The organism is Streptomyces sp. NPDC023573 (assembly GCF_055559735.1).
Map to the genome: position 1 here is coordinate 91773 of NZ_JBVHKB010000015.1, position 12772 is coordinate 104544.

The following is a 12772-nucleotide window of genomic DNA, read 5'->3' on the forward strand; positions in this document are numbered from 1 at the left end:
CTCCCACATCGACTTCGGTCGTGTGTGGTCCTGTTCCTGTTGAGCTGACCCCCTGCGTCTCCTTTCTCCCGCTCGCGCCCTTGCCGGTGCTTGAGCGGTCTCCCCCGCGTTCCTTCGCGCACACGACATGGCTCGGCCCTCCCCTCGTACAGCTGATCTCCCGCCCCGACGCTCCGTGCTGCCCTGGCCCCGGAGCGGGGCCTACGAATCCGGAGAACCTCCGTCATGCCCCGAACCAGGCAGACCGCTGCCTTCGCACTGATCACCGTGGCCGCACTCGCACTCAGCGCCTGCGGAGCGGGGGACCCCGCCGTCTCTCCGGCCGGCGCGGGATCCGCGGCCGGGGGCGGGATCCCGACGACCGACGTGGTCTCGTCGGTGAAGAGGAACGAGGACGCGGCGAAACTGCTGCCCGGGAAGGTGCGGGCCGCGGGCACCCTCTCGCTCGCGACCGCCACGGGAGCCCCTCCCGGCGCCTTCTACCTGGAGGACGGCAAGACGCTCGCCGGGGCCGACATCGACTTCGCGGACGCGGTGGCCAGGACGCTCGGACTGGAGCTGAGGCGGGAGGTCGCCTCCTTCGAGGCGATCCTGCCGGCGCTCGGCAGCGGCAGATTCGACGTGGGCACCGGCAACTTCGGAGTGACGGACGAGCGCCGGAGGACGATCGACTTCGTCACGTACATCAACGACGGACAGGGCTTCGCCGTCCGGGACGACAGCGATCTGAAGAAGGTCACCGACCTCACGCAGCTCTGCGGCCTGACCGTCGGCACCGGTGCGGGCACGACCTTCGAGGCGACCCTGGAGGAGAGCAAGCACCTGTGCGCCGACGCGGGCAGGAAGCCGTACGAGGTCAGGACGTACTCCGATTCCTCCGCGGTCTGGATCTCGCTCCAGCAGGGCCGCAGCGATGTCGTGATGAACACGATCAACGGACTGCGCTACGGCGTGACCCAGCTGGACGGGCTGCGCTTCCTCAACGAGTACAAGCGGCTCGACGTCGGCTTCGTGTTCAGGAAGGGCACCCCCCTGGCACCGGCCTTCCAGGCGGCGGTCAACGGCCTCAGGGCCGACGGGACCTACGACCGCATCCTGAAGAAGTGGGGCACCACCGGATCGGCGATCCGGACGTCGCGGATCTCTCCGCCCGAGATCAGATGAGTGCGCCGCCCGGCTGACGTCACGTCAGCAGTCGCACCCGCAGCCGTCGCAGCAGTTGCCGCACTTGTCGCAGCAGCTGCAGCACTCGCAGCAGCCCTCGCACCAGTCACTGCAGCTGTTGTTGCGGCAGAGCCCTTCGCGCTCCTGGCCGCTCCATGGGTCGTGGAAGCTGCCGGCGCAGCACATCTGGCAGGTGCAGGCGAGCCCCGTCCAGACCAGGCAGCCGGCTATGAGGCCACGTCGGTTGCGGGGCGGCCCGGGCGGGAGCAGCGGGCCCGGGGGGCCGGACGGACCTCCCGGGTTCGGGGCGTACGGATTGCCGGGTACCGGACCGTAGGCGCCCGAGGGCCGCCCGTCGGCCTGGTGCGCGCACGTGCCGGGGCCGAAGGCCCTGTCCACCGAGCGCCGCAGCTCGTGCACCAGGAGCATGTGCGCCAGCGTGCCGTGGGTGAATTCCGCGTCCCTCATCGCGAGGCGCACTCCGTGGAGCGCGTCGTCGCAGAGTCGGCGGGCCTCGGCGAGCGGGGTGCCGGTCGCGGTGAGCGGGTTCCAGGCACCCGACGCGGCGTCAGCTTCGCGGTCCTCGACGGCGTCCAACAGATGGGCGAGCCGTCCGAAGAGCCGGCCTGCCTCGGCGAGCGGCTCCGCGTTCTGCGGCTTGCCCGCGAGGACGGCGGTGTGCGCGAAGGCCGCGGCCGTCGCCGTCTCGGTGGGCTCGGTCACGGTCAGCAGCGGGGTACCGGGGCCGGCGAGGGACTCGATGCCGGTCTGCCGGTCGACCGCGTCGACCAGGACCGCGGTGTCGAAGCCGAGCTCGGCCCCGGTGCGCGCGCCCGCCCTGTCCCAGCCCGCCGCGACCCGGCGTGCGGCGGCGGCCACCGGGCGCCGCTTCAACAGCCCGTCCCGGTCGGCGACATGGTCGCGCACCTTCGCGGACGCCAGCACGAGCGACACGGCGGCGGCGAGCCTGGCCCCCTCCCCGCGGGCGACCGGAGCCGTCCGCATGGAGCGCAGGGGGCAGGGACCCGCGGTGCGCCGCTGCCCGGCGGAGGGCTCGGACTGAGCCTCCGTCAGGACCGAGACGATCAGGCCGTCGTAGTTCGTGACGATCCGGGCGAACTGTCCGTGGTCGGCGCGAAGAGCGAGACAGAGCCCGCAGAGATGGGCCATCCACTCGGTCTTGAGTCCCTCGGACAGCCGATGGGTACATGGCCTCACGATTCCGAACACGACGATCCCCCGGGAGCCGTTCACCTGACGAGCCGCGCTCATGCGCCTGCGCGGGGTGCATCGTACCGAGCCGCGCGTTCACCCGTACGCCTCCCATCTCACCCGTACGGACGGGTGCATCATATTTTCCTTCCGCAAGCCCCCCTATGCGGTACGAACCCTGACGAATCGCCACATCTTCTGCACCAGTAGCGTCACGAATCGCCTGCACGGCGACTATCCCCTTGGCGCTGTATCCGCATCATGGACGACCATAGGGATAGGAAAGAGATACGGAACCAACGAACCGCGGTGAGAGGAGGCGTCCATGGGATCGGTGCGCAAGGCGAGCGCCTGGCTGGGCCTCGTGGAGGACAACGACGAGCGGTACTACGACGACGAGTACTCCGAGGAGGCTGAGACCGGCACGCATCAGCCCTGGGTGACCGACCCGCGCGTGCGGGTCGCCTCAGAGAAGGCGGAGGACAAGGGCCGCCGGATCGCCACCGTCACCCCCGACAGCTTCCGGGACGCGCGCGCCATCGGCGAGCTCTTCCGGGACGGTGTGCCGGTGATCGTCAACCTCACCGCGATGGACCCCGGCGACGCCAAGCGCGTCGTGGACTTCGCCGCGGGACTGATCTTCGGACTGCACGGCTCGATCGACCGCGTGGCGACCCGGGTCTTCCTGCTGTCCCCCGCCCACACCCGGGTGGTCAACGGCGAAGCCGCCGGCCGGCCCGCCGACGGCTTCTTCAACCAGAGCTGAGCAGGGCGCTCGCCGGAGAGCCCTACCGGAAAGCGTCCAGGCCGGTGAGCGCCTTGCCCAGCACCAGCTGGTGCATCTCCACGGTGCCCTCGTAGGTGAGCACCGACTCCAGATTCGTCGCGTGCCGCATCACCGGGTATTCGAGCGAGATCCCGTTGGCACCGAGGATCGTGCGCGAGGTACGGCAGATCTCGATCGCCTCCCGTACGTTGTTGAGCTTCCCGAAGCTGACCTGCTCGGGGCGGATCCGGCCGGCGTCCATCCGGCGGCCCAGGTGGTGGGCGAGCAGGATGCCCTTGTGGAGCTCCAGGGCCATGTCCGCCAGCTTGGCCTGGGTGAGCTGGAAGCCGCCGATGGGCCTGCCGAACTGCTCACGGGACTTCGCGTAGTCGAGCGCCGCCTCGAAACTGGCGCGCGCCGCGCCCATGGCGCCCCAGACGATTCCGTAACGGGCGTGGCTGAGACAGCTGAGCGGGCCGCGCAGCCCGGTGGCCCCGGGCAGGACCGCGTCGGCGGGCAGCCGCACACCGTCCAGCACCAGCTCGCTGGTGACCGAGGCGCGCAGCGACCACTTGTGCCTGATCTCGGGTGCGGAGAAGCCGGGGCTGTCCGTCGGCACGACGAAGCCGCGGATCCCGGAGCCGCCACCCGCCTGGTCGGTCTGTGCCCATACGACGGCGACCCCGGCGACCGATCCGTTGGTGATCCACATCTTGCGGCCGGTGAGGATCCAGTCCTCACCGTCCCGTTCCGCGTAGGTCCGCATCCCCGCGGGGTCGGAGCCGTGGTCCGGTTCCGTGAGACCGAAGCACCCGATCGTCTCGCCGGCCGCCATGCCGGGCAGCCACCGCTGCTTCTGCTCCTCGGAGCCGAAGCGGTGGATCGCGTACATGGCGAGCGAGCCCTGGACGGAGACCAGGGAGCGGATGCCGGAGTCGGCGGCCTCCAGCTCCAGACAGGCCAGCCCGTACTGGACGGCGCTCGCCCCGGCGCATCCGTACCCCTGCAGGGACATGCCCAGCGCGCCGAGCGAGCCCAGCTCGCGGGCCAGCTCGCGGACCCCCGGGAGTTCGCCGTCCTCGTACCACTCGGCGATGTGCGGGAGGACCCGGTCGGCGGCCCAGGTGCGCACGGTGTCGCGGATCGCGAGGTCCTCGGGGCCGAGGAGGTCGTCGATGCCGAGCGGGTCACCCGGGTCGAACGGCGGGGCCTTCATCGGCACGGACGACTTCGCGGACTCGGTGGTGGACATGAGTGCCTCCGGCGGCTCGCACGGTACAGAAACGCGCCACGGTACTAAAACTAGCAGTGGTAGTTACGGCGCCGTGCCGACGTTACGGCTCAGCGTGCCGATCGTCCAGAGCCCGAGGCCTCGGCGGGTTCACGCCGGGAGGGGAGGGGGACCCGGCGTGCGGGGGCGTCGGACTCCGCGAGCGGACGGTGCTCGCCACGCGGTGCGGACCCGGCCGTTCCGGGACCGACGGCCTGCTCCGGGAGGGCTGCCCCCCGCTCCCGGCGGGTGCCCTTCACCGGCGGGCAGTCCATGGCACGCGGGAGACGCAGCGCCGCCAGCGCGCCGAGCAGCAGGAGACCCGCGCTGACCAGCAGGGTGAGGTGGAGGCCGTCGACGAAGGCGTGCCGGGCCGTGCTCCTCAGCAGGTCACCCATGGGGCCGCCCAGCCGGCCGGCCACCTGGTAGGCCTCGCCCAGCGAGTGCGAGGCCGCCGACCCCGCTGCGGCCGGCACACCCTCCTCGTGGAGCCGGGAGAGCCCGGGGGCGTAGGCCGCGTTCATGACGCTGCCGAGCAGGGCGATGCCCATGCCCGCACCCAGCTGGTAGGAGGTCTCGCCGATCGCGGCCGCGCCACCCGCCCGCTCGGCGGGAACCTCGCTCAGCATCGACTCGTACGCCCCGAACAGCGTGGACTGCAGCCCGAAACCCAGCAGAACGAAGCCGGCGGTCAGCAGCACGGGCCGGTCGTGCTGGCCCATCAGGGTCAGCAGGAGCACCGAGGCCGCCGTGAGCACGAAGCCCCAGCCGACCATCCTTCGCGGACCGACACGGCTCAGGGTGTACGAGCCGGTGGCACCCGCCGCCATCGCGGCGAAGGTCAGCGGCAGCAGCCGCAGACCGGTCTGCAGCGGACTCAGATCCAGCACCAGCTGGAGGTACTGGACGGCGATCAGCTCCAGGCCGACCAGGGCCAGCATGGCGAGCACGATGCAGCCGACCGCGGTGGTGAAGGCGGGCCGGGAGAACATCGCGATGTCGATCAGCGGGTGCGTACGCCGCTTCTGCCTGCGCACGAAGAGGACGACCAAGGCGGCTCCCGCGCACAGCGGGACCAGGGCGGCGAGGTTCAGCAGCCCGTCGCCGCCGCCGATCCGCTTGATCCCGAGGACCACTCCGAGCACGCCGGCCGCGGCCATCAGCGCGCCGAGCACGTCCCACGGGCCGTCGGCCACACCGCGGGACTCGGGCAGCAGCCAGCGGCCGACCGGGAGGATCACCATCATGAGCGGGATGTTGATCAGGAAGACGGAGCCCCACCAGTAGTGCTCCACCAGGAAGCCGCCGATGACCGGCCCGGTCGCGGCTCCGACGGCGGCGACGGCGGTCCACACACCGATGGCCAGGGCACGCTCCCGGCGGTCGGGAAAGACCTGGCGGAGTATCGACAGCGTGGCCGGCATGATCATCGCGCCGCCCACGCCGAGCAGGGCGCGCGCGGCGATCAGCACACCGGGCGAGCCGGCCGTCGCGGCGAGCGCGGAGGCGACGCCGAAGAGCGCGTAACCGAAGAGGAGGACACGCCGTCTGCCGATCCGGTCGCCGAGCGTGCCGAAGAGGATCAGCAGCGAGGCGCAGACCAGCGGGTAGGCGTCCACGATCCACAGCAGTCCGGTGGCGCTGGGCCGCAGGTCCTCGGTGACGGCGGGAACGGCGACGTGCAGCACGGTCGCGTCGAGCGCGACGAGCAGGAGACTGAGGCAGAGGACGACCAGGACGACCCAGCGGTTGGCACCGTCGGCTGCCGCGCGCAGCCTGCTCACGGCCGTGGACGTCCCAGTCATGTACGTACCTCCCACAATGAGTCCCTCGCGCTCGGCAGACCTGCTGGGACCGGCTCACGGCGTCCCCCGGGCCCGGCATCGACGGGCGAGTGAGCCGTCAGCGTACGCGAGTTCCGGGTGGTCACGCGTGGTGCAGCTCATACGTTCGTCGGCCACCGGGTGTGGCGTACGCCACTCCGCACTCCCGCGAGAGGGTGCGTCCGGCCCGCCGCGCCGGCCCCCCGACGGCGTGTCGGCGCGCCGGGCGGTGACCCTCCGAATGGCGCACCGACTCCCCGGCGCGGTCACGCTGCGCCATTCCATCGACACCCAAACATTTCTACGAATAGCGCGGGAAACCAATAGGCGGCGAGTCGGAACCCATTCCCCGGCGCATCGGGAATGGATACCTGTCTGAGACAAAGTCCACATCACATCGTCATCACAAAGACGCGGGATCGGCCGGATCACACACTCACTCGCTGTAACGTCCATTGTGTGCGTACCGACATCTTTGCCCGTCTGGACCGGGAGCCGGAACCGCCGAAGATAGAGACCCCGCGGATGAGTCCTCACCGCATCGCTCTCTTCGGCGGCACTTTGGCGTTCTATCTCGCCATCGTCGTTGCCGTGCTGGTCTCGTCCTGGCTGGTGGCCCTCGACTGGAAGGTCATGCTGTTCCGGCCCTACCAGCAGTGGCCGGAGCTCCACGCCTTCCTCGACTACTACGTCGTGCTCGGCCAGCGAGGCCCCACGGCCGTGATGGTCGCCGCCTGGCTCGGCTGGCGCTCCTGGCGCCAGCACACGCTGCGCCCGCTGCTCACGCTGGGTGCGTCCCTGCTGCTGCTCAATCTGTCGGTGGGCGCGGTCAAGCTCGGCCTGGGGCGGCTCGGCCCGCACTACGCCACCCAGATCGGCTCGGCGGAGCTCTTCGCCGGCGGCGATATATTTCCTTCGGGCCACACCGCCAACGCCGTCGTGACCTGGGGAATCCTCGCCTACCTGGCCACCACGCCGCGGGCCAGGCGCTACCTGTCGGCCGTGTCGGCCTTCGTCTCGCTGGGCGTGGGGCTCACCACGGTCTACATCGGCACCCACTGGCTCAGCGACGTCCTGCTGGGCTGGGCCGCCGGCCTGCTGATCCTGCTCGCCCTGCCGTGGTTCGAGCCGCTGATCACACGGGCAGAGGTCCTGATCCTCGCAGTGCGCGAGCAGTGGCGGAACCGCCGCGGACGGCTCCGCAAGCCCGCGCCGCCGTCCCCCGTGACCCCGGAGCCGGTCCTGCTGCCGCAGGCGCTGGGCGGCGGAACGGCCGCCGAGGGGGTCCAGGAGGCCGCGAGTAAGGCCCAGGCCCCCGGGGCGCCGGGGACCGCGGGCGCGGGACACCCGGGGGCACCCGCCAGGGCCCGGGCGCATCCGGCGCACCCCGCGCGTCCGGACCGGACACCGCCGGCTCCGGCCGGCTCGCGCCGCCCGCCCCACGCGGACCGCTCGCCGAGGAACACCACGGGCCAGTCCCGCCCGGTGGCGGGCGGCCCGGTCGCCCCCTGACCTGCGGGAACATGAGCGCTGCCGGCGCCCACGCACAGCGAAGGCCCCGACTCCGGTCGGGGCCTTCGCTCGTGGGACCGGGGTCAGCCGACCCAGCAGCGGGTCACGGTCGAGGCGTCCACCTCGAAGTTGATGCGCCCGCCGCGGAACTCCATGGTGATGACGGTGCCCGGCGGAAGAGCCCGGACCGTGCTCCAGCCACGCGCTCTGGCCTGCCGTTCCGCGGCATCCGCGTCGAGGCCGACGTACGTCTCGGGGGTGTCGTCCGGCTGGGCGGGAGGGGTCGGTACAGATGCCATACCTCTCACCGTAGGCCGCCCGGCGGCGCGGCGGAAGCGGTGGCGGTCACGGGTCCCGATGCATCTCCGTGTACCCCGGCGGTCACGCTTGTGTCACAGGATCCCCACGCGCGTTTACCAGGGACGACTTCACCCGAACGGCAGCCTGGCTCCACTCGGACTGAATTACTAGGCATCCAGGAAATGCAGCCGCAGAGCAGCCGGGAGGAAATGGCGGAGAGGGAGGGTACCTTGCGCGTTCTTCTTTTCGGAGACCCCGGAAAGAAGAATATACGGACAGGCCACCTCGAATTCACTCCGCCTTATGCATTCCTTACCTTTTCCGGCCCACCGCCCGGGTGCCCCGGCTCAGGCTCCCCTGCGGATCACCGCCGCGGCCTTGTAACGCAGCGCGTACGCCCCGTCCAGCACGCCGCCCCTGGACCGGTGGTACGCGCTGCGCAGGACGCTCTGTGACCGTGTCCCGCCGCCCCGGGCGGCCAGCTCGGCGAAGAGCCTCTCGTGCCGCTCGGCGATCGGCGCGGGGTCGAACCGCGCGGCCGAGGCCCGTGCGGCCCGGCCCATGCGGTGCCGCAGGGCGTCGTCGTCGATCAGGCCGAGCAGGGCCTGGGCGAACGCGTGCGTGTCCCCCAGCGGAACCAGCCGCCCGTCCGTGCCGTCGTCGATGATCTCGGCCGGCCCGTGGGGGCAGTCCGTCGCCACGACCGGCACTCCGCACCTCATCGCCTCCACGATGGTCATGCCGAAGGACTCCCGCTCGGAGGTGACGGCGGCGATGGAGCTCTTGGGCCACTCCTCCTCCATCGGATCGGCCGAACCCATGAGGAGAACCCGTTCCCGCAAGCCGAGCTCGTCCACGAGCCCGCGCAGGGGCTTCTGCTCGTTGCCGGACGCGTCCCCGGCGCCGTAGATCCGCAGCCGCCACTCCGGGCGCACCGCCGCGATCTCGGCGAAGGCCCGGATCAGCACGTCGTAGCGCTTGACCCGGTGCAGCCGGCCCGCCGCCACGATCGACTTGGCGTCGCAGTCCGCGGGCGCGCCGGCGGGCTCGGGCACGCTGTTCGGGATGGCCTCGATCCGCACGCCGGGCAGCCGGAGACCGGTGCGGTAGTCCCGGGCGTCGGCCTCGGTGACGGTGGTGACCGCGTCGAGCTGCTGGTACCGGTGGCTTATCTCCCGGCGCAGGCGGTAACCGTGGCTCTCGAGGGTGAGGTGCTCCTGGCCGACCCGTACCGGACCGCGCGGCGCCTGCCGGCTGATGTGGACGTTGAGGCCGGGGCGGGTGCCGACGACGACATCGGCCTCCAGGGCGCCCAGGTGAGCCGCGATGCGGCTGTCGGTGAGCCTGCTGTATTGCCGGTGCCTGGTGTCGCCACGCGGAAAGACCGACGCGGGCCGGGAGTGCTCCTCGGCCTCCCCGTCGTATCCGGGGCTCGACTTGCGCAGATCGACGAGGTGGCTCATCCGCACCCCCTCGGGTGCGCCGAGCTTGGGCTCGTCGCGGTGCCGGAAGACGGAGACGATCTCGACGTCGTGCTGTTCCGCCAGCGTCCTGGCGAGCGTGAAGGTGGTACGGATCGTTCCCCCGATGCCGTACGCGTTGTGAAGCAGAAATGAAATGTGCATTGCGTAGTCGTTTCCCCTGGTCGACTGGTCTGCAACGGACCCTACGTGGCGTCAGGTCACGACACAGCATTCGCACAGGAGTCGCACAAAGCCGTGACGCTTCGAACGAAGGCGCGTGCATCGGGGGCCGCCGCACGGAAGATTGGGCTCCGGTTCGTCCGCCCGCTCCTCCGGTTCATCGGCCTTCCGGCTCCGGCGCTCGACCGGTCTCTTAATCTCCCGATTCGCGCGTGACCCCGGCCCCGGGTCTTCCGTTGTCTTCCATGAGCCGGGAACCGCCCGGCCCACGCACCGAGTTCGAGGAGCCACCCGTGCCGCGCATGCTCGACGTCAGCGAGGACGTACGCGCCGAGATCGGCGATGCCGAAGCCGACCGGCTGCTCGTCGGCGACAGTGCCCCAGGCAGTTACGACTGCACCTCATGCCGTACCCCCGGCGACTCCGACCAGGAGCGCACCAGCACGGTCCTGTTCGTGGGCGACGAGACCGCCGTACTCGCCTTCGCCCACGCAACCTGCATCCCCTCGCAGGTCGTCCAGGTCGCGGAGGACCAGCTCCAGGGCGCCGTGCGGTCCATCACCGGCAGCGAGCAGAAGAATTCGGAGGGCCTCGTGCCCGAACAGGCCGTCCTCGGCATCACCAGCGGTCTCGTCCTGATCGAGGACGACCTCCGCCCCGCCCTCGTCGTCGAACCGACCGGTCCGATCGCCCGGCCCGGCACGGACGGCAGCGGCGGCGACCAGTTCCTCCAGCTCCTGCTGGAGCAGGGCTTCCAGCCGACGCCCCATCTCAACCGCCTGCCCGGCGTCCTCGCCGGCTGGTCCGTCCTCCTCGCCATGGGCCAGCTGCACGCGGTGCTCCAGCCCGGCGCCGGCGGCGGCAATCCCGTCGCCTGGTGGCAGGCGCACCAGCCGCTCCAGGTCACCGAGGGCTGGCGGACGGCGGCCAACAAGGCACAGAGCGTCCTGGTGTTCGCCGCTCCGGCCGGTTCCATCGGTCAGCAGCCGCGTGAGGACCTGCTCCGTGACGCGCTGGACAAGGCCGCGGTCAACGGCCTCCTGGTCGCCGCGACGATGCCGCTCGCCGGGACCTGACCGTGCCCCCGCTGCCCTCCCCCGCCCGCCGGACAGCGTTTTCTCCGTCAGGCCCGCATCCGACGGGCGGTGAGGTCGTTGGCACCTACGTGCACTCATACGACCCTCCTCGCCAGCAGCAGACCCCGATTCCGGCCATGCGCCCGTCGCAGGAACCCTCGGGCGGCAAGTCCGCCACCCCGATCTACGACGCGCTGTACTCCGAGTACAGGCGATCGTTCCGGGCGCTTCCCGGGGACCGCACCGGCGAGGAGAATCTCGGCTTCAGAACGTTCGGCATCGGGACGTTCGGCAGCCGTGCACCGCTGAGCGGCCGTACCGCGGCGAACGCCCAGGGCAGCCACAGCACGGGCGGCGGCAACCCGGGTTCCTGGCAGCGGGTCGGACGGCATGCCGGGCGTGCCCGGCCCGCGGCGCTGCCGCCCGGGTCCACGGACGCCTGAGGAACACGGCGAAGCCCCCTGGACCCGCAAGGGACCCAGGGGGCTTCGCCGTGTTCCTCAGCTCACTTCTTGCGGCCGCGCTTCTCGCGCACCCGCACCGAGATGTGGATCGGCGTGCCCTCGAAGCCGAACTCCTCGCGCAGGCGGCGTTCGACGAAGCGGCGGTAGCCGTGCTCCAGGAAGCCGGACGAGAAGAGGACGAACCGCGGCGGCTTGGTGCCCGCCTGGGTGCCGAAGAGGATGCGGGGCTGCTTGCCGCCGCGCACGGGGTGCGGGTGGGAGGCGACGATCTCACCGAGGAAGGCGTTGAGCCTGCCGGTGGGGATGCGGGTCTCCCAGCCCTCGATCGCGGTCTCGATCGCCGGGACCAGCTTCTCCATGTGCCGGCCGGTGACGGCCGAGACGTTGACGCGCGGGGCCCACGCGACCTGCGCGAGCTCCGTGTCGATCTCGCGCTCCAGGTAGTAGCGGCGCTCCTCGTCGAGGGTGTCCCACTTGTTGAACGCGATCACGATCGCACGGCCCGCTTCCACGGCCATGGTGACGATCCGCTGGTCCTGGACGCTGATGGACTCGCTCGAGTCGATCAGGATGACGGCGACCTCGGCCTTCTCCACGGCGGCGGCGGTACGCAGCGAGGCGTAGTAGTCCGCGCCCTCCTGGAGGTGGACCTTGCGGCGGATACCGGCCGTGTCGATGAACTTCCAGGTGACGCCGCCGAGCTCGATCAGCTCGTCGACCGGGTCACGGGTGGTGCCGGCCAGCTCGTTGACGACGACGCGGTCCTCGTTGGCGACCTTGTTCAGCAGCGAGGACTTGCCCACGTTCGGGCGGCCGATGAGCGCGATGCGGCGGGGGCCGCCGAGCGCGGTGCCGAAGGTCTGGGCAGGTGCCTCGGGCAGCGCCTCCAGGACGGCGTCCAGCATGTCTCCGGTGCCGCGGCCGTGCAGGGAGGAGACCGGGTGCGGCTCGCCGAGCCCGAGCGACCAGAGCGCGGTGGCGTCGGCCTCGCCGCTCTGTCCGTCGACCTTGTTGGCACAGAGGACGACGGGCTTCTTGGCCTTGCGCAGCAGCCTGACGACTGCCTCGTCGGTGTCGGTCGCGCCGACCGTCGCGTCGACGACGAAGACGACCGCGTCGGCGGTCGAGATCGCGTACTCGGCCTGGGCGGCGACGGAGGCGTCGAGGCCGAGGACGTCCTGCTCCCAGCCGCCGGTGTCGACGACCTTGAAGCGGCGCCCGGCCCACTCGGCCTCGTAGCTGACGCGGTCACGGGTCACGCCGGGCTTGTCCTGGACGACGGCCTCGCGGCGGCCGATGATCCGGTTCACCAGGGTCGACTTGCCGACATTCGGGCGGCCGACGACGGCGAGCACGGGAAGCGGTCCGTGACCGGCCGCACCGATCGCGCCTTCGACCTCCTCGGGGTCGAACCCCTCCTGCGCGGCGAGCTCCATGAACTCCGCGTACTCGGCATCGCCAAGTGCTCCGTGCTCGTGGTCCGAGCCGCCGGAGTGAATCTGGTCGTTCATGAAGTCCGTTCCTCTTTGCATCATCATCGAT

At 71.1% G+C, this 12772-nt stretch carries 11 protein-coding genes; 5 read left to right on the plus strand and 6 right to left on the minus strand.

The annotated features are described in order from the left end of the window. The first annotated feature begins 225 nt into the window (after nt 1-225). The gene (locus tag ACZ32T_RS33735) at nt 226-1164 is read left to right on the plus strand and encodes an ABC transporter substrate-binding protein (RefSeq protein WP_467371213.1); all 939 of its coding nucleotides are present in this window, start codon (nt 226-228) and stop codon (nt 1162-1164) included. A 24-nt stretch (nt 1165-1188) separates the two neighbouring features. On the opposite strand, the gene ACZ32T_RS33740 is transcribed toward ACZ32T_RS33735, so the two are convergent. Further along, nucleotides 1189-2394, minus strand: a complete 1206-nt coding sequence (locus tag ACZ32T_RS33740) for a DUF5685 family protein (RefSeq protein WP_467371254.1) — start codon at nt 2392-2394, stop codon at nt 1189-1191. A 307-nt stretch (nt 2395-2701) separates the two neighbouring features. Between ACZ32T_RS33740 and ACZ32T_RS33745 the strand changes: the two genes are divergently transcribed. Beyond that, nucleotides 2702-3142: a cell division protein SepF gene (locus ACZ32T_RS33745; protein WP_467270774.1), complete on the plus strand. Its 441-nt coding sequence runs from the start codon at nt 2702-2704 to the stop codon at nt 3140-3142. A gap of 22 nt (nt 3143-3164) precedes the next feature. Here the strand turns inward: ACZ32T_RS33745 and ACZ32T_RS33750 are convergent, their stop codons facing one another. Next, nucleotides 3165-4394, minus strand: a complete 1230-nt coding sequence (locus ACZ32T_RS33750) for an acyl-CoA dehydrogenase family protein (RefSeq protein ID WP_467270772.1) — start codon at nt 4392-4394, stop codon at nt 3165-3167. 89 nt (nt 4395-4483) lie between these two features. After that, a complete protein-coding gene (locus ACZ32T_RS33755) occupies nt 4484-6217 on the minus strand; it encodes an MFS transporter (protein ID WP_467270770.1) in 1734 nt (577 codons plus the stop codon). Between the two features lie 477 nt (nt 6218-6694). On the opposite strand from ACZ32T_RS33755, the gene ACZ32T_RS33760 reads away from it, so the two are divergent. Next, nucleotides 6695-7747 carry a phosphatase PAP2 family protein gene (locus ACZ32T_RS33760; protein ID WP_467371215.1) on the plus strand — a complete coding sequence of 351 codons (1053 nt, stop codon included), beginning with the start codon at nt 6695-6697 and terminating at the stop codon, nt 7745-7747. 83 nt (nt 7748-7830) lie between these two features. Here ACZ32T_RS33760 and ACZ32T_RS33765 read toward each other — a convergent pair whose 3' ends face one another. Beyond that, nucleotides 7831-8046 carry an I78 family peptidase inhibitor gene (locus tag ACZ32T_RS33765; RefSeq protein WP_467270766.1) on the minus strand — a complete coding sequence of 72 codons (216 nt, stop codon included), beginning with the start codon at nt 8044-8046 and terminating at the stop codon, nt 7831-7833. A 348-nt stretch (nt 8047-8394) separates the two neighbouring features. Then, nucleotides 8395-9672 carry a glycosyltransferase family 4 protein gene (locus ACZ32T_RS33770; protein ID WP_467270764.1) on the minus strand — a complete coding sequence of 426 codons (1278 nt, stop codon included), beginning with the start codon at nt 9670-9672 and terminating at the stop codon, nt 8395-8397. 311 nt (nt 9673-9983) lie between these two features. Between ACZ32T_RS33770 and ACZ32T_RS33775 the strand changes: the two genes are divergently transcribed. After that, nucleotides 9984-10766, plus strand: a complete 783-nt coding sequence (locus ACZ32T_RS33775; protein WP_467270892.1) for a hypothetical protein — start codon at nt 9984-9986, stop codon at nt 10764-10766. 137 nt (nt 10767-10903) lie between these two features. Then, nucleotides 10904-11209 (plus strand): hypothetical protein, encoded by a 306-nt coding sequence (locus tag ACZ32T_RS33780; protein ID WP_467270762.1) that lies wholly within the window; start codon nt 10904-10906, stop codon nt 11207-11209. Between the two features lie 62 nt (nt 11210-11271). Here ACZ32T_RS33780 and der read toward each other — a convergent pair whose 3' ends face one another. After that, nucleotides 11272-12741 carry a ribosome biogenesis GTPase Der gene (der, locus tag ACZ32T_RS33785; protein ID WP_467270760.1) on the minus strand — a complete coding sequence of 490 codons (1470 nt, stop codon included), beginning with the start codon at nt 12739-12741 and terminating at the stop codon, nt 11272-11274. Nucleotides 12742-12772 lie beyond the last annotated feature (31 nt).